At 39.5% G+C, this 16,516-nt stretch carries 15 protein-coding genes and 1 tRNA gene; 11 read left to right on the top strand and 5 right to left on the bottom strand.

Going from position 1 to position 16,516, the window contains the following annotated elements; translation table 11 throughout:
- Positions 1-193 precede the first annotated feature (193 nt).
- The 4 genes from dld (at position 194) to FTT85_RS10705 (ending at position 5,202) form a co-directional block, all read left to right on the top strand.
- The gene (gene dld / locus FTT85_RS10720; protein ID WP_180183524.1) at positions 194-1,891 is read left to right on the top strand and encodes a D-lactate dehydrogenase; all 1,698 of its coding nucleotides are present in this window, start codon (positions 194-196) and stop codon (positions 1,889-1,891) included.
- Between the two features lie 182 nt (positions 1,892-2,073).
- Positions 2,074-4,110, top strand: a complete 2,037-nt coding sequence (locus tag FTT85_RS10715; RefSeq protein WP_180183523.1) for an NADPH-dependent 2,4-dienoyl-CoA reductase — start codon at positions 2,074-2,076, stop codon at positions 4,108-4,110.
- Between the two features lie 87 nt (positions 4,111-4,197).
- A tRNA-Ser gene (locus FTT85_RS10710) sits at positions 4,198-4,287 on the top strand.
- Positions 4,288-4,989: 702 nt separating this feature from the next.
- Positions 4,990-5,202, top strand: a complete 213-nt coding sequence (locus FTT85_RS10705) for a hypothetical protein (RefSeq protein ID WP_111885766.1) — start codon at positions 4,990-4,992, stop codon at positions 5,200-5,202.
- Positions 5,203-5,262: 60 nt separating this feature from the next.
- On the opposite strand, the gene FTT85_RS10700 is transcribed toward FTT85_RS10705, so the two are convergent.
- The 4 genes from FTT85_RS10700 to FTT85_RS10685 all read right to left on the bottom strand — a co-directional run bounded on the left by FTT85_RS10700 (position 5,263) and on the right by FTT85_RS10685 (position 7,830).
- Positions 5,263-5,556: a hypothetical protein gene (locus tag FTT85_RS10700; protein ID WP_078192906.1), complete on the bottom strand. Its 294-nt coding sequence runs from the start codon at positions 5,554-5,556 to the stop codon at positions 5,263-5,265.
- Positions 5,557-5,722: 166 nt separating this feature from the next.
- Positions 5,723-6,079 carry a hypothetical protein gene (locus FTT85_RS10695; RefSeq protein ID WP_180094801.1) on the bottom strand — a complete coding sequence of 119 codons (357 nt, stop codon included), beginning with the start codon at positions 6,077-6,079 and terminating at the stop codon, positions 5,723-5,725.
- A 217-nt stretch (positions 6,080-6,296) separates the two neighbouring features.
- Positions 6,297-7,043, bottom strand: a complete 747-nt coding sequence (locus FTT85_RS10690; protein WP_180183522.1) for a hypothetical protein — start codon at positions 7,041-7,043, stop codon at positions 6,297-6,299.
- Positions 7,044-7,131: 88 nt separating this feature from the next.
- Positions 7,132-7,830, bottom strand: a complete 699-nt coding sequence (locus FTT85_RS10685) for a 3'-5' exonuclease (RefSeq protein ID WP_180183521.1) — start codon at positions 7,828-7,830, stop codon at positions 7,132-7,134.
- Between the two features lie 625 nt (positions 7,831-8,455).
- On the opposite strand from FTT85_RS10685, the gene FTT85_RS10680 reads away from it, so the two are divergent.
- The 5 genes from FTT85_RS10680 (at position 8,456) to FTT85_RS10660 (ending at position 13,686) form a co-directional block, all read left to right on the top strand.
- The gene (locus FTT85_RS10680) at positions 8,456-9,679 is read left to right on the top strand and encodes an alpha/beta fold hydrolase (protein WP_180183520.1); all 1,224 of its coding nucleotides are present in this window, start codon (positions 8,456-8,458) and stop codon (positions 9,677-9,679) included.
- Between the two features lie 156 nt (positions 9,680-9,835).
- The gene (glyA, locus tag FTT85_RS10675; protein WP_180035998.1) at positions 9,836-11,089 is read left to right on the top strand and encodes a serine hydroxymethyltransferase; all 1,254 of its coding nucleotides are present in this window, start codon (positions 9,836-9,838) and stop codon (positions 11,087-11,089) included.
- A 161-nt stretch (positions 11,090-11,250) separates the two neighbouring features.
- Positions 11,251-11,655, top strand: coding sequence for a nucleoside diphosphate kinase regulator (gene rnk, locus FTT85_RS10670; protein WP_078192900.1), 405 nt, complete (start codon positions 11,251-11,253; stop codon positions 11,653-11,655).
- A 247-nt stretch (positions 11,656-11,902) separates the two neighbouring features.
- Complete coding sequence (locus tag FTT85_RS10665) at positions 11,903-12,865, top strand: TauD/TfdA family dioxygenase (RefSeq protein WP_180183519.1); 963 nt, start codon at positions 11,903-11,905, stop codon at positions 12,863-12,865.
- A gap of 116 nt (positions 12,866-12,981) precedes the next feature.
- On the top strand, positions 12,982-13,686 hold the full coding sequence (locus tag FTT85_RS10660; protein WP_180183518.1) for a Crp/Fnr family transcriptional regulator: 705 nt from the start codon (positions 12,982-12,984) through the stop codon (positions 13,684-13,686).
- Between the two features lie 60 nt (positions 13,687-13,746).
- Here the strand turns inward: FTT85_RS10660 and FTT85_RS10655 are convergent, their stop codons facing one another.
- Complete coding sequence (locus tag FTT85_RS10655) at positions 13,747-14,235, bottom strand: TIGR00645 family protein (RefSeq protein WP_078189122.1); 489 nt, start codon at positions 14,233-14,235, stop codon at positions 13,747-13,749.
- A gap of 326 nt (positions 14,236-14,561) precedes the next feature.
- Between FTT85_RS10655 and FTT85_RS10650 the strand changes: the two genes are divergently transcribed.
- Both FTT85_RS10650 and FTT85_RS10645 read left to right on the top strand, forming a co-directional pair.
- Entirely contained in the window at positions 14,562-15,353 is a 792-nt protein-coding gene (locus FTT85_RS10650; RefSeq protein WP_180183517.1) for a tellurium resistance protein, read from the top strand.
- A 16-nt stretch (positions 15,354-15,369) separates the two neighbouring features.
- Positions 15,370-16,500: a toxic anion resistance protein gene (locus FTT85_RS10645; protein WP_180024193.1), complete on the top strand. Its 1,131-nt coding sequence runs from the start codon at positions 15,370-15,372 to the stop codon at positions 16,498-16,500.
- The last annotated feature ends 16 nt before the right edge of the window (positions 16,501-16,516 follow it).

Here is a 16,516-nt window from a genome sequence, read left to right as displayed (position 1 = left end):
AACGGAGGGGCTTGTTTTTACTTGAATTGATCTAGGTAAAAGAAAAGTCCCCCTTTGGAAAAGGGGGATATAGGGGGATATAGGGGGATTTCAAATATGGAATTTATCTTTGCACTTTGAATTCGAATATAAGAAGTTAAATGAATAAATAAACATTATTCCTTAATTAAAATTTGGAATAGGAAAACTCCTTATGCAAACTCAATTATCTCCACCGCAAACTATTCAAAAGCTCATAACTATTGTTGGTAAACAACACGTTTTAACTGACGATAAAGATACACGTTTATACCGCCAAGGTCGTCGTTACGGTGCAGGGAAAGTACTGGCTGTTGTTGCACCGGGCTCATTACTTGAGCAATGGCACGTACTGCAAGCAGCTGTGGATGCAAATTGTATTGTGATTATGCAAGCAGCCAATACAGGTTTGACCGGTGGTTCAACGCCTTTTGGCGATGACTATGACCGTCCTGTGGTTCTGATCAGCACGCGTCGTTTGGTTGGCATTCAGGTGATTAATAATGGTCAACAAGTCATTTGTCTACCGGGTGCGACATTAGACAAGCTTGAAAAAGATTTGGCGCAATTCAATCGTGAACCTCATTCGGTGATTGGTTCTTCTTGTATTGGGGCATCGGTTTTGGGTGGCGTCTGTAATAACTCAGGTGGTGCTTTGGTGCGCCGCGGTCCTGCCTATACAGAGCTTGCACTGTATGCACGAGTGAATGAGTCAGGTGACTTAGAGTTGGTCAATCATTTAGGTGTCAATCTTGGCAATACGCCTGAAGAAATCCTCACAGCGTTGGAAAATAAAAATTATCAAATCAATGACATTGTGAATAATTCAAGTTGCTGTGCCTCTGATCAGCGCTATTCACATGACGTTAAACAAGTTGATGAAAATACGCCTGCACGTTTCAATGCTGATCCAAGCCGCTTATTTGAAGCATCGGGTTCAGCGGGTAAAGTGTGTGTCTTTGCCGTACGTTTAGATACCTTTGAAAAGATTCCAAGTCAGGTGTTTTATGTAGGAACCAATTCACATGATGATTTGACGGAAATTCGCCGTTTTTTACTAAAAGATTTGCCGCGCTTGCCGATTGCAGGTGAGTACATTCATCGCGTGGCATATGACATTGGGGCTGAGTACGGCAAAGATTCTTTTGTATTTATTGAAAAATTTGGCACGGCAAAAGTTCCAGCTGCTTTTGCCATGAAAGATAAAGTCGATGGCTATTTAGAAAAACTGGGCTTGCGAGGTTTGTCGGATAAAGTCTTGCAGCTGGTGACTAAATTTTTGCCGAATCATTTGCCAAAACGTATGAATGAATTTCGTGATTTATATGAACATCATTTGATGATTCGTATTGAAAATCAGGATGTTGATCAAGTTGATGCGTATTTGAAAACGTATTTTTTAGATAAAACCTCAGGTCATTATTTTAAATGTACGGATGAAGAAGGTCGTAAGGCATTTTTACATCGCTTTGCGGTGGCAGGTGCTGCCATTCGTTATCGTGATACGCATCGTTCAGAAGTGGAAGACATTGTTGCATTGGATATTGCATTACGTCGCAATGATCGAGAATGGGTCGAAACTTTACCGAAAGCCATGGATGAGCAAATTATCCATAAACTTTATTATGGACATTTTCTCTGTCATGTTTTTCATCAAGATTATATTGTGAAAAAAGGTGTAGATCCTTTGGCAATGGAACATGCAATGTGGCATTTACTCGATGACCGTGGCGCTGAATATCCTGCAGAACACAATGTTGGGCATTTGTATGTGGCGAAGCCTGCATTAAAAAATCATTATCAAAAGCTGGATCCGACTAATAGCTTTAATGTCGGGATTGGACAAACCAGCAAGCTGAAACATTGGAAATAATGCTTTTAAAAACAACATGCCGTGATGTGAAACTTCACGGCTTTTTTTATGGTTCGAGGATTTATATATCAGGAGGTATTGACCATAAATGCGAAGAATATTTTTTAAATTGTCATCCCAAAATATAAAAAAACCGCTAAAGTGTTATGCAACAAGTTGCAAAGCCAAAATAAGGATTCAGCATGACAACGACTAGCTATGCAAATATTTTAAAGCCTTTACATTTGGGTTTTACCACGATTAAAAACCGTGTCGTGATGGGGTCCATGCATAGTGGGCTGGAAGATCGTTTTTATAATTATCCTAAGCTTGCGGCTTATTTTGGTGAGCGTGCGAAAGGTGGTGTCGGCCTGATTATTACAGGCGGTATTTCGCCAAACCGTCAAGGTTGGCTGTTACCTGCTGGCGGTACCATGAATACTTTAGGTGATATTGCTCCGCATCGCTTGGTGACCCATGCAGTACATAAACATGGTGCCAAAATTTTAATGCAAATCTTGCATGCTGGGCGTTATGGCTATCAGCCTTTTGCAGTGTCAGCGAGTCCGATAAAATCTCCGATTTCACCTTTTAAACCGCGTCAATTGAGTGATAAACAGATTTTAGACACGATAGACGACTATGTACGCTGCGCAAGCTTAGCTCAAAAAGCGGGCTATGACGGTGTTGAAATCATGGGTTCAGAAGGCTATTTGCTGAATCAATTTTTAAGTCGTCATGTCAACCAACGGACTGACCGTTGGGGCGGCGAGATTGAAAATCGTATGCGTCTTGCGGTTGATATTGTGAAATCGATACGTGCTGAAGTGGGTGAGAAATTTATTATCTGCTTCCGTTTGTCATTACTCGATTTGGTCCATGATGGGAACACCATGGCTGAAGTCATTACTGTTGCCAAAGCTTTGGAAGCAGCAGGTGTGACGTTGTTGAACACGGGGATTGGCTGGCATGAAGCACGTATTCCGACAATTGTAACTTCAGTTCCGCGTGCGGCATTTGTGGATTATACCGCTGAAGTCAAAAAACATGTTGCGATACCTGTCATTGCGTCAAACCGTATCAATATGCCAGATACAGCTGAAGAAATTTTGGCTTCAGGCAAGGCAGATATGGTGCAAATGGCACGTCCATTCTTGGCAGATCCATTTTGGGTGAATAAAACTGCGACCAATCGTGTCGATGAAATTAATACGTGTATTGCCTGTAACCAAGCCTGTTTAGATCATACTTTTAAAAATCAGCGTGCGACGTGTTTGGTCAATCCACGAGCGGCATATGAAACAGAATTGGTTTATTTAAAAACCAAAAAACTGAAGCGTATTGCAGTCGTCGGTGGTGGCGTGGCAGGTATGTCTGCTGCAACGGTAGCGGCAAGCCGAGGTCATGCCGTGACTTTATTTGAAGCTGGTGCAGAGGTGGGTGGTCAATTTAACTTGGCAAAAGTCGTTCCCGGTAAAGAAGAATTTCACGAAACGATTCGCTACTTTAAAGTTCAAATCGAAAAAACGGGTGTTGATTTGCGTTTAAACACGCGTGTAAACCGTGAGCAACTTGAACGTGAAGGGTTTGAGGAAGTTGTTATTGCAACTGGTGTGGTTCCTCGCAGCTTAAAAATTGAAGGTAGTGATGCACCGAATGTCTTGTCTTATGCAGAAGTGCTGAAGGGCGCAGCTGTGGGGAATAAAGTTGCTGTGATTGGTGCAGGCGGCATTGGCTTTGATGTATCTGAATTTTTACTCAAACCACCACATCAGCCACAACCAATGCCTTTAGCGGATTGGCAGCGGGAGTGGGGTGTTGATCCAAATCCAAACTACGTAACAGAAGGCGGTATGCAGGCTGCTGAGCTCGAACCTCCTGTTCGAGAAATTTATTTATTACAACGTAAAACAACTGCACTCGGTGCAGGGTTAGGTAAAACATCAGGCTGGGTACACCGTGCACAATTAAAGAAAAATGCGGTTCGTATGCTGCGTGGTGTTCAATACAAAGCCATTAGTGATGAAGGGCTTTGGGTTGAACATGCAGGGCATGATCAATTATTACGTGTAGATACGATCGTTGTTTGTGCAGGTCAGGAATCGGTAAAGCATTTGATGCCCGAACAGGGTGAGAAAACCCTTGCCAATTACCATATTATTGGTGGTGCAAAACTAGCAGCAGAGTTAGATGCGAAACGCGCAATACGTGAAGGTGCGGAGCTCGCGGCTAAACTTTAAGGATTTGGCGAAACAATATTCATTTGAAAGGTTTAGTTGTAATTTTTACTTGTCAGATGAATAAAACCTCCGTATTATGGCGCACATGGAAGCGTGGCAGAGCGGTTTAATGCACCGGTCTTGAAAACCGACGAGGGCGCGAGTCCTCCGTGAGTTCGAATCTCACCGCTTCCGCCATATTCAAAAAAGCCCCTGTAGTGATACAAGGGCTTTTTTTTTGTCTTAGATTTTAATTTGAGACGGCAATCTTATTCATTAGTATTTTTAAGCAATGCTAAAAATGGATATCACACTTAAAATTCAAGTCAGAAATTAATACAAGGGTTGTCAAAGGTAGAATTAAAAGTAAGAGAAAAGAATGTTTATAGATTGATAGTGTAGAATTTATTTTTAATGGCCTATTTATTTAAATCTTTCACAAGCATTGGGCAGAGCTATGATCGCTTATTTTGAAAAAATATCAATTGTATTTTATTTGATCAAATGTTTAGAAGTGTCACGCCCCCTTGGCAAGGGGTAAAAAAGTGCTATATTTAAATCACGGTAGGTCATAAAACGACGCTACCAATAAGTTGGACGGATCAATGACAGCTCGTTGAGTTTCGTAATATTTTAGTCTTAAGATATTGCAGACAAGAAATCAGCACTAGCCTTCCAACATAGAGCCCGCAGCAATGCGGGCTTTTTAATGTCTTTCAAAATGTGAAAATATAGTGTTTTTGTCAAACAATAATTAAATAGTCAACTTATGTTATTGATATATATTTACTAAAGTAAAATAAGTTTACATTGCCATGAAATCTAACATTTACAAAGCAGGTTGTTGCGTAAAGGTGTGATATAAAAAATTCAATTATTAAAACAAGTAGAGACGTCACTATGACACAGATGATCGATATTAAAGTGAAGGACCAATTTAGTCAGGTTTATGAAGCACAAGCTTTGGTGCGTAATCCTTCAGAAGAAGATTCAAGAGGGCTGTTTCATCGCATTGAACATATCATTATTGCAGGTGAAATCATCCTACCCAGTATCGAACTACTTTTTGAAAGTCAAAAATCGGACAGTATTTACAAGCTTTTAGAAGCTTAAATTGAATGAATAAAAAAAACTCACCTTATGGTGAGTTTTTTTTATTTTAGAGTTAAAAATTTAAGTTGTTTGATCTACTTTAAATTGATTCAAAATATAAGAGAGTAACTGATATCGCGTCATCGGATTGCTAGAAGACAGTTCAACGTCTTGTTTACGCACTTGAATTTCTTGAGTTAAAACTCCAGCTTGAAAACGTTGCACGATCATATGATCTTTTGATACATCATGGTCGGTCAGCACTAGTTTTGGTCCAAGGTGCAGATGTCCAATCGCATCTAGACATTGTTCAAGGCTGCTATATAGGTTGAAAAGGATGAGTGCCTGATCATTAGAATAATTGGCTAAATTCATTTTTATTATCCATGGTCAAAAATTATTGAGCAGGAATAGTGTATATGAATTGAGCAACAATAATCTGTATGGATTATTTTTCATTTAATGTCTATCTAGCTAACTTTGGTTAAATCATTGAGACAGCTTAAATCTTTATGAAAAATAAGTTGGAATTCGCTTTAAATTAAAGCGGCTTGAATAGCAATGGGACATCGTAACGGGCAAATTCTTCAATGATACTGTTTAAAATCAATTGAGCTTGAGGTTCCGCTGCTGTAAAGGTGAGTTCTTGGTTCGTTTGGCTGTTAAAGCATTCGACTTGTTCTATACGCCAAATTGTTTCAATGGCTGTATTTTGAATGACCACACGTCGAGGTTGTAATTCATCACTAATTTTTCGTGGCAAGACATAGGTAATGGCCAATTGAACATTAGGCAATTCGTCTTGTGAGGTTAAGAAGGTAAATACCCAATTGCCAATTTTGCTGAGTTGCATAGGATTATCGAAAGAATCAAATTCTAAACAAAACTGTTGTGACATTGACATGCTCAAACGCTAGGAGATCGGTTTTATTCTTGCGATTTTTTACTGTTGATTGACATTAGGGGAAGGTCGTATAAAACAGCAGTTAAAACCATAAATGAAATAAGTGAATCGATAAAGTTAATAAAATTCAATTTCTTATATTGATGTGTGTGAAAAATAACTCACCTCATTAAGTTGTTTTTTGAATGAGAAGTGAGGAAAAGTCTCTAAGTTAAACCAGTTGTTGCAGATTTTTTAGACTGTAATTAATTTGCTGTAATGCATGTTGTAAGAGTTTAGGTTGAATATTGGATTCATTTAGACAGGTGATCCATTGCATCTGACAGGCTTTTAATTCTGCAATGTCCGTGGCCTGTTGAATATTAAGCATTAATTTTTTTGCCATCAGTCCACAATAACGCTGTAAGTAACTGCACATAAAATTCTGTAACTCATCAAAATCATGCTCGATGAAATTAATGATTTGTTCTGCTAATACAGGGTTGTTTGATGTTGTGTTTTCAGGTGTGGCTTGATTAAATTGATGGGATATAAAGCCCATTGCATCCATTGGCAGGGAGTCAGTTATTTCGTGCTGTGACTGAGTCTGAGGAACTTCCATTGTAGGCATTGAAAGTTCATTAAAAGTCACATGTTCTTGCGCTGTGAGCTCTGATGGAGGGCTAAAGGTATTGAGATCGGACGTTTTGCTAGGCGCTATTTTAGGAGTATTAAAAGCAGAAAAATCTGAGCTTTGAAGGCGTTGATGATCATGTGCTGTAATTGGCTGAATCAGCCCAAGATCCATCAGTTGCTCGAGCAATGTCGCTTCAGCAATCCGCTGCTGATAATGCACTGGCATTTGGTTAAAGTCATCACTACCAATTAAGAGTAGCAGACGACGTTGTCTAGCATTTAATGCGAGCTGTCGGTCTTTTAAAGTTTGAAAACCCAGCTCAGTTTTTTGATAGTTGAACATGCCTTAATTCCATAGCTCAAAAAAATTAAGGCAATCCTATGCAGTGATAATGACAGTAATATTAAGAAAATATTAAACAATCAATGATTTATAGAGTAATGACAGCAGAGTTTTCTAAAGCTTTACGCAAATAAGGGTCTAAGTCATCTTGACGTAATAGCCATTGCACATAGTCCGCAGGTAATTCTGCAATTGCGGTACCACGGTGTTTACCAAAATTAATACTGAGTGGAATGCGAGCATCTTCCGAAGCTTCGTATAATTCTTCGATGCTGTTGATTTTTAAGTGATGGACGATATGCATCAAAATATTGGCAGTTAAAATAATATCCATATCTGCGCGGTGAGCTTTACGGATCATTTCACGGGCTTTTTCACTGCCTTTGGTGATCATATAAATCAAGGCAGAAATATTATGCGCTTCTGCATCAGGCCATACTCGACGAGCTAGCGCAAGGGTACAAATGGCTTTGATTTTTGAACTATCTACACCGCATTTTTCGAGCGCTCGAATATCGTAGTCAATATTATGCCCAATGATATATGTCGTCTCTGATGGGAGTTCAAAACTGCTGTAGTGGGGCTGACCTTCAAGATCTGATTCTAAAATATGATGAACAGCCATCGCTGCAAAAGAAATAGCTTCATCACAACGATATAGTTGATCAAAAATTTTAGATTTATCTAAAGTGATTTTGGCATCTGCCACCTGAATTGGAGCATAGGCAATCTCGATGGGTTGTCCATTTAGTGTATGGGTTTCTGTGTCGAGAATGATGGCTTGCATGTCCAGTTCCAGCATGTTGAATAATGTTTATGAATGTACATGATCACATCCACACTGACAAACCCATGCTGTGATTATTTGTAGGAATATTATGAAGATGGCTGCGCAGTGTTTAAATAATCTGCTTTTATCGCATCTGCTGAAATAAAACCTTTACAGCGGGATAAAGCTAAACCATCTTCTAAATCGACTTATTTTAAAGGCTTTTGTCCATCGTGATATCCAAAAATGTCGCTAAGTGGATTAAGCACTAGAGTATGTTCACGATCAATAGCATGGTGGTTTTTCGGCTTTACTTTTGTGCATATGTTTGTGTAGTTGGCAGGGGGTACAGCATTTTTGTTGATTTTACATTTTGCTTTAACCTCCGAAAAATAGCCCAATCTGTATCCAATGATCAGAAATATAAGTTCAGCCATTTTTCTGAGATCGGGGTGGCTGATTTATTTGAATGCTGTTAATCCATATCGAGCTAAAACAAAGTTTTAGTTCTATATTAATTTGATAAATTAAAATAAGAGTAGTTGCTTAAAAATTAGGCTTGAACAAAAGTTTGTTCCATGTATTTAATGATTCATATTCAATGAAAAATTGACTTTAAAACAACAAACAAAAGGATCATGGAATGAAAATGCTGCGTTTAACGGTTTTAGTCAGCAGTATGCTATTTTTAGCAGCCTGCGGTAATGATAGTAATGACCAACAATTTAGTAATCCTGAAACAAATGCTGATCTCAATCAGATCAAAAATCCGGTGGTAACTACAACAGCCTATAGTCAAGACAATATGCCTGCTGTGAGTGCAGACAGCCGATTGATGACCTATAAAATGCTAGGAGTAGATGGCAAAGTTGTTCAAGCCACAGCCTTAGTCTTTACCCCAAAAACAGTTGCTCCGGCAGGTGGTTGGAAAATTGTGGCTTGGGCACATGGAACGACCGGTGTGGCTGATAAATGCGCTCCGAGCCGACAAGGTTTGCAAGGCACTGAATATTTATTGCAAATGTTATTGGCAAAGGGTTATGTCGTTGTGGCACCCGATTATGAAGGATTAGGGGAACCTAGTGGACGTGAAAACCATCCTTATCTGAATCTAAAAAGTGAAGCCTTTTCGATTACCGATGCCGTTGTTGCAGCTCGAAGTTACTTAACCAGTCAAGGTAAAACGGTGTCGAAGGATTGGCTTTCGATCGGACATTCTCAAGGTGGTCAGGCCGTGTTAGGTGCGGCTGAATATGCATCACGTGCTGACTTAAATTATAAGGGAACGATTGCCATAGCACCTGCAAATAATCTTGCGCTCATTCTTGACGCAGGCGAGAAGTTAGCTGTAGGTAAACCTGCAACCGTGCAAAGTATGATTTATGCACCTTTAGACAGTTTTACTGCGCAGATCATTGCGGGTATGCAAGGGCATAAAAACAGTGTGGATTATTCAAAAGTATTTAGTGGACATCTGGCTGCGATTGCACCTCAGGCTGAAACAGTGTGTTCAGGCGAGTTAACCAAGTTAATTCAAGATGACATGCTCAGTTATGCGAGTCAGAACACGACTTTGGATAACTATGGCCGCACGCAGTCTGATTTCTTAACTTTAAAGCCAATCCAAAACTTTATGAGTGAAGGTTCACAGCCTTTAACGACAGCGGTGAAAACGCCGATCATCATTTATCAAGGTAAAGCCGATCAGACCATTCCAGCAGATGCGACTAAATTTATGATTAGCCTTGCTAAGCCGGGAACATCAATTGACTATCGTGAGCAAGCGACAGCAGATCATCTTACTATTTATACCGATAATCTGGCAAATTTTGTGCAAGATGTAGAGACTCTCATGCCAAATCAATAAGTTGATTTGACTTAAATAGTGCTCGTGCAGATTCAACACGGGCATTATTTATTTAAAAACAGCACAAACTTCCCTCTCTCATTTCTAAAACTTCATGCTACAATACGCGCCAATCTTAGCACGGCTTAAAAGCCCTAATTTAATAGGACCTCGCTAATGTTTGCCAACACCTCTATTGCTCAATTTGACCCTGAATTAGCTCAAGCGATCTCGAATGAAGATGCTCGCCAAGAAGCGCACATTGAGTTAATCGCTTCAGAAAACTACTGTTCACCTGCAGTAATGGAAGCTCAAGGTTCAAAACTTACTAACAAATATGCAGAAGGCTACCCTGGTAAACGCTACTACGGCGGTTGCGAGTATGTAGACGTGATCGAACAATTGGCCATTGACCGTGCTAAAGAATTGTTTGGTGCTGATTATGCAAACGTTCAACCACACGCTGGTTCACAAGCAAACTCTGCAGTTTACCTTGCGCTACTTAACCCAGGCGATACAGTTTTAGGTATGAGCCTGGCTCACGGTGGTCACTTGACTCACGGTGCTAAAGTTAGTTTCTCTGGTAAAACTTACAACGCAATTCAATACGGTTTGAACCCAGAAACTGGCGAAATCGACTATGAAGAAGTTGAACGTTTAGCTGAAGAACACAAGCCAAAAATGATCGTGGCTGGTTTCTCTGCGTATAGCCAAGTTGTTGATTGGCAGCGTTTCCGTGATATCGCGGACAAAGTTGGCGCTTACTTATTCGTAGATATGGCTCACGTAGCTGGTCTTGTTGCTGCTGGTGTTTACCCAAGCCCAGTACAAATTGCTGACGTAACTACAACGACTACACATAAAACACTTCGTGGTCCACGTTCTGGTTTAATCCTTGCGAAAGCAAACGAAGAAATCGAGAAAAAATTACAATCAGCTGTATTCCCAGGTAACCAAGGTGGTCCTTTAGTTCACGCTGTAGCGGCTAAAGCGATCTGCTTCAAAGAAGCAATGGCGCCTGAATATAAAGCTTACCAACAACAAGTTGTTAAGAATGCGCAAGCAATGGCTGAAGTTTTAATCGAACGTGGTTATGATGTTGTTTCTGGCGGTACTAAGAACCATTTGTTCTTATTATCTTTAATTAAACAAGACATTACTGGTAAAGATGCCGATGCTTGGTTAGGTGCTGCTCACATTACTGTGAACAAAAACTCAGTACCAAACGACCCACGTTCTCCATTCGTGACTTCGGGTATCCGTATCGGTACTCCTGCTGTAACAACACGTGGTTTTGGCGAAGCTGAAGTACGTGACCTTGCAGGCTGGATCGCTGACGTTCTAGACAGCAAAGGTGACGAAGCTGTGATTGCTACAGTGAAAGAAAAAGTTGCTGCTGTTTGCGCTAAATTCCCAGTTTACGCAAAATAAGTCTGACTTGAGAAAGCCCCCTCAAGGGGGCTTTTTTTTATGTCATCAGAAAAATTCAAAAGTTATCTAAACATTTATATTTCTGATATAACGGAATAAGAGATAACAAAAAATTTGCCCATCGCTATAGATCTGTTGGCAAGGTCGCAAAGGAACTTTATATGAAAAAACCCAATATTATTCTTTCAGAACAAGATTTACATCGCTTAGAAACCATGTTGGAGCATCAGTCTAAGTTGACGCCGACGATGGAGCATTTGGAAGATGAGATGGCGCGCGCTGAAGTGGTTGCTCCACAAGATGTCCCTGCCAATGTGGTGAGTATGAATGCCAAAGTTCTCATTAACATTGCACCTGCGACAGAAGCAACCGAAATTACACTGGTCTATCCACATGATTTTCGTGGCGATAAAGGTCAAGTCAATGTTTTGGCTCCAGTGGGCGCTGCCATTTTAGGTTTGGCTGAAGGGCAGGAAATAGAATGGCCGCAGCCTGATGGTCATACCATGAAAGTCAAAATCATTAAAGTGCTCTATCAACCTGAGCGTGAAGGGAATTATCTATAATTCCGCTGTGATATACAGATATAATCCGCACACAAAGCCATCGATACCGATGGCTTTTTTATTTTTTCTTTATTGCATTTTTAGATATGAAATGGGCAAATGTTGTTAAGCAGATTTTATTACAACCATAGCAGTTTAACTTGGGAAAACTGTCAAAGAATTGACAGAGTCATGGGCACGAAGTCGGCACACTGTATTTCAACAACACCATCGTTGCTTAATAATTTGAAGAATAAGGTAGAGCCCTATGACACAATTAGAATCGAATCATTACAATCCAGACTATCAATATCAGCATATTGAAGTAAAACCTGTAACCGGTCGTATTGGTGCCGAAATTTCTGGCATTCAGTTGTCTGGAAATTTAGACAAAAGCGTGGTCGATGAATTTAATCATGCACTATTAAAATATAAAGTTATATTTGTTCGTGGGCAGCAAGATCTCACCGATTTAGAACAAGAAGCCTTTGCACGACTTTTAGGAAATCCGTTGAATCACCCAAGTGTGCCACTCAAAGATGGTACAACACATACGTTGTCAATTGACTCACGTGGTGGGCGCGCAGATTCGTGGCATACCGATATTACGTTTTTGCCTAATTATCCTAAAGCCACAATTTTAAGAAATGTAGTTGCACCTGAACATGGTGGCGATACAGTTTGGGCCAATACCGTGACGGCTTATGAAGATTTAAGTCCGGAGCTGCAAAAACTGGCGGAACAATTACGCGCGGTGCATAGCAACAGTTATGACTATGCGACGCCGAAAGGTCAGTACAATGAAGAAGGTCGCCACTTATTCCGTACAGCGGTAGAAGTAGAAACCGAGCATCCTTTGGTGCGTGTACATCCTGAAACAGGTGAAAAAAGTTTGGTTTTGGGTCACTTCTTTAAACGCTTTAGTGGATATAGTCCGGCACAGTCACGACGTCTATTTGAACTCTTTCAAGAGCAAATTGTGCAATGGGAAAATATTGTGCGTTGGCGCTGGGCGGTAGGTGATGTTGCGATTTGGGACAATCGTGCGACGCAGCACCGTGCCATCAATGACTATGGCGATGAGCTACGTATCGCCTCACGTGTCACCATTGAAGGCGATGTGCCTGTCGATGTAAATGGTCAGCCGAGTACTGTACTGAAAAATATTCAAAACACGGACATTTCAAACTTGCGTTCTGAAGCTGGCCGTATTTATGAGAAAGCATCTTAAGTATGAGAGCGTCATTAAAACAGCACAAAAATAGATAAATAATGCGAAAAACAATGGTTTTACATTTTTCAGCACTTGCCTAAGATCAATGAGATCTTAGACATTTTTTTATAGACGTGAGCGATCAAAAGAACACCACCCAACAGCATTTGTTGCAAATTTTGCGTAATGAAGACATCTTTCAGGGCTTTAGCGATCAGACTTTAGAACAGCTTGTACAACAGGTGAAATATTCACGTTTTCATTCGCAGCAGCACATCTTAAAACAACAACAAATCGTACAAGATATTTATATTTTGCTTTCAGGTACGCTACAAATTGGTTGGTTGCAAAATAATGGTGAATTGATTGTCAATGATTATATTCGTCGTCAGTCGGTATTTAATTTTGTCGCAGTCTTACAACAAAAGCTTTTGAATTATGATTATTTTGCTGCGACACATGTCGAGGTGGCAATCATTTCTGGAACAACGTTTTTAGCGGTTTTACAGCGTGATCCACAGGCGCTTTGGAATGTCGTGCAATCTCTCAGTCGACGTATGTATTTGATGTTTGAGCATAATCGTTATTTGAGAACGGCAACGCTAGAGCAGCGCATCGCAAGACATTTGATTCGACTCTATGAACAATATGGATGTCGGCAGGAAATTCCCCTGAAACTCAGTCAGCAGGAATTTGCAGAGTCATTTAATATTTCACGGCAAACGTTGAATAAACATTTACAGCAATTTGTTCAAACACAGGTGATCGCGTGGAATTATGGACAAATCGTGATCTTGGATCTTGGGCGTTTAAGGCGAATGAGTGAACTTGATGAATAACTAGATTTAAAATTTGACGAGAAGCCATGATCGCAAATGGCTTCATTAACCTTATCTAGATTAGTGCTTACTGATTTTATCCAAATATCCCATCATAAAAGCAGAAAAAACAAAGGTTAAATGCATGATGATGTACCACATGATTTTGTCATTTGGGATGTTTTTCGCATCCATAAAAATACGTAATAAATGAATCGAAGAAATTGCCACGATTGATGCTGCAACTTTGAGTTTTAATGAATTGGCATCCATAGTGCCGAGCCAGTTCAAGCGATTGGTCGATTCATTAATTTTTAATTGCGAAACAAAGTTTTCATAGCCTGAAAACATCACCATCACAATCAGTCCACCCACCATAGTCATATCGACCAAAGAGAGGATGACTAAAATCAGATCAGCTTCTGAATATTCTAAAATATGCGGAAGGACATGAATGACTTCTTGGAAAAATTTAATCGCGAGCAGTAGCAGTGCAAAGGATAAACCAAAGTACACGGGAGCCAGAATCCAACGTGCTGCATACATTGTGTTATGGAAAAAACGTTCCATTTAAGCCTCTAAAATTATTGATCTAATATTTGGTTCTAAAGTATAAGGATTAAATTTTACGATAATTTTGATAATAATTCATGTAGAGTCAGTTATTTAATTTAAACTAGATTGAATCTTTGGGTATCTTAAGCTTGAATTCATCTGTGTAGGTCATCATATCCATTGAAATGATGCCGTATGGCTGCTTAGGCGGATCTATAGGCAACGGTTGAATTTGATGGCGAAATTTGACTGATGAAATAGATGTATTTTTTGCAAAATACTACAAGACTTTTATGGCAAAACTTGTAGTATAAAAATGATTTTATTGAGTTTAATTGGCTATGTCACAAATTGATGTATTGGTGCCGTTAAAGGATATTACGGTAGATCGGGCGGAAGTGCTTTCGATTAAGCGGAATGACCTTGTGCCATTACTGACCGATCAATATCGTCTTAATCATTATGCTGATCAATTAATTCAAGCACAGTCGGTGCTGCTAGATGGTGTTGACCCTCAGTTGACGAAACAACTTAGTCAAACCATTGAGCAGTTGATTCAAGCTTTAGCCAATTCAAAAAAATATTTAAAAACACGCAAATTTAATGCCCTGCAAAAATGGTTAGGCATTGATTTGGAATATGGGTCCGGACAAGTTGAATATTATAAAAATCTAGATCAATTGCTTGATCGGGCAAATCATCTGAGCCAAAAACTACAGTTAGAAATTCAAAAGTCCCAAGCACGTTTTAATCAACTACAAGGCTTACGTGAGCAAATGGCACGCTATATCGTCGCGGCTGAAGAGTTTTTGCTGGAGTACCCACATTTTGTGAAAAATCAGCATCCGCTTGACAACTTTGCAGAACGTTTATCGAAAAAGGTGAATACGTTGCAAACCTTACAAGCCAGTAATGATATTGCAATTACGCAAATGCAGCTTTCTCAGCAGCTTTCTTTTGAATTATTAGATCGATATAAGGAAGCTCAGCAGGTGTTGATTCCAGCATGGCAATATCATGTGAAACAAAGTCGTCAAAGTAACTCGACAAGTTCATTGGAAAAGCTTGATAATAGCCGTGAAAATTTGATTAAAACTTTAAAAAAATCATTAGAGAATTCCTCTAAGTCTTAGAAATATAAGGTGAGTTATGACCGATTTAGATGCCAAAAATTTACCCGTTGAAGTTAGCAAAGAGTTGACTGAAGAAAAGTTTCAGCAACTCAATTTGCAGGAAATTGGCTTACAAACTTCCGATTTTCACGAAGTCGAAGCTGCACGTAAGGAATTGGCAGATTTAAGTCATAATAGTGTTGCCGAATACGGTAAAAACATTGCCACCAAGACGTCGACCTATACCGATGAATTATTAAATTTGGTGCAAAATAAAGATCTAGATGCGACAGGTCAAAAGCTCAATCAGGTGGTACAAGTCGCACAGCAATTGAATACCACGAGCATTTTAAATAAATCTAAAAGCTCAGGATTTTTTGGTGGTTTACTGAGTAAATTTAAAGGTGCCAAGCAAAGTTTTGATCAGCACTTTAATACCACCAAAGAGCAAATTGATGCGTTGGTTAAAGAAATTGAAACTTCGCAAAATGGCTTAAAAACGCGTGTAAATACCTTAGATAAAATGTTTGAAGGCGTACAAGACGAATATAAACAATTAGGGGTGTATATCGCCGCAGGTAAGTTGAAAGAGCAAGAAATTCAACAGGAAATTGCAAGCTTAACCACTCAAGTTCAAGATCAAACCACTACGCAAAAAATCTATGACCTCAATCATTTGGCAAATAATCTTGAAAAACGTGTGAGTGATTTACAGATCTTGCAACAGTCTGCGATGCAGACCTTGCCGATGATTCGTATTATTCAATCCAACAATTTGATGTTGGTCGATAAGTTTTATGCTATTAAAAATATCACCTTACCGGCTTGGAAAAACCAAATTAGCTTGGCGATTTCATTGCAAGAACAAAAGAACAGCGTGCAATTGGCAAATAGCATTGATGATGCGACCAATGACCTGTTAAAACGCAATGCAGATTTGTTGCATCAAAACTCTGTCGATACAGCAAAAGCCAATCAGCGTTCAGTGATTGATATCGAAACACTTGAACATGTGCAAAATACCCTCATTAAAACCGTTAATGATGTGATTCAAATTCAGAAAGAAGGTGTACAAAAGCGTGAAGAAGCGACGACACGTATTCGTGCCTTACAAAATAATTTGAATCATTTAGTAATTGAATCGAGTGGTTCAAACCCTTCTTCATAAACGGTGAGGGAGGTGA

Source organism: Acinetobacter sp. YH01020 (genome assembly GCF_013420275.1).
In the GTDB taxonomy this organism is placed as follows: Bacteria; Pseudomonadota; Gammaproteobacteria; order Pseudomonadales; family Moraxellaceae; genus Acinetobacter; species Acinetobacter amyesii.
Note: the sequence above shows the minus strand (reverse complement) of the source record. Positions and strands in the feature narration are given on the sequence as shown.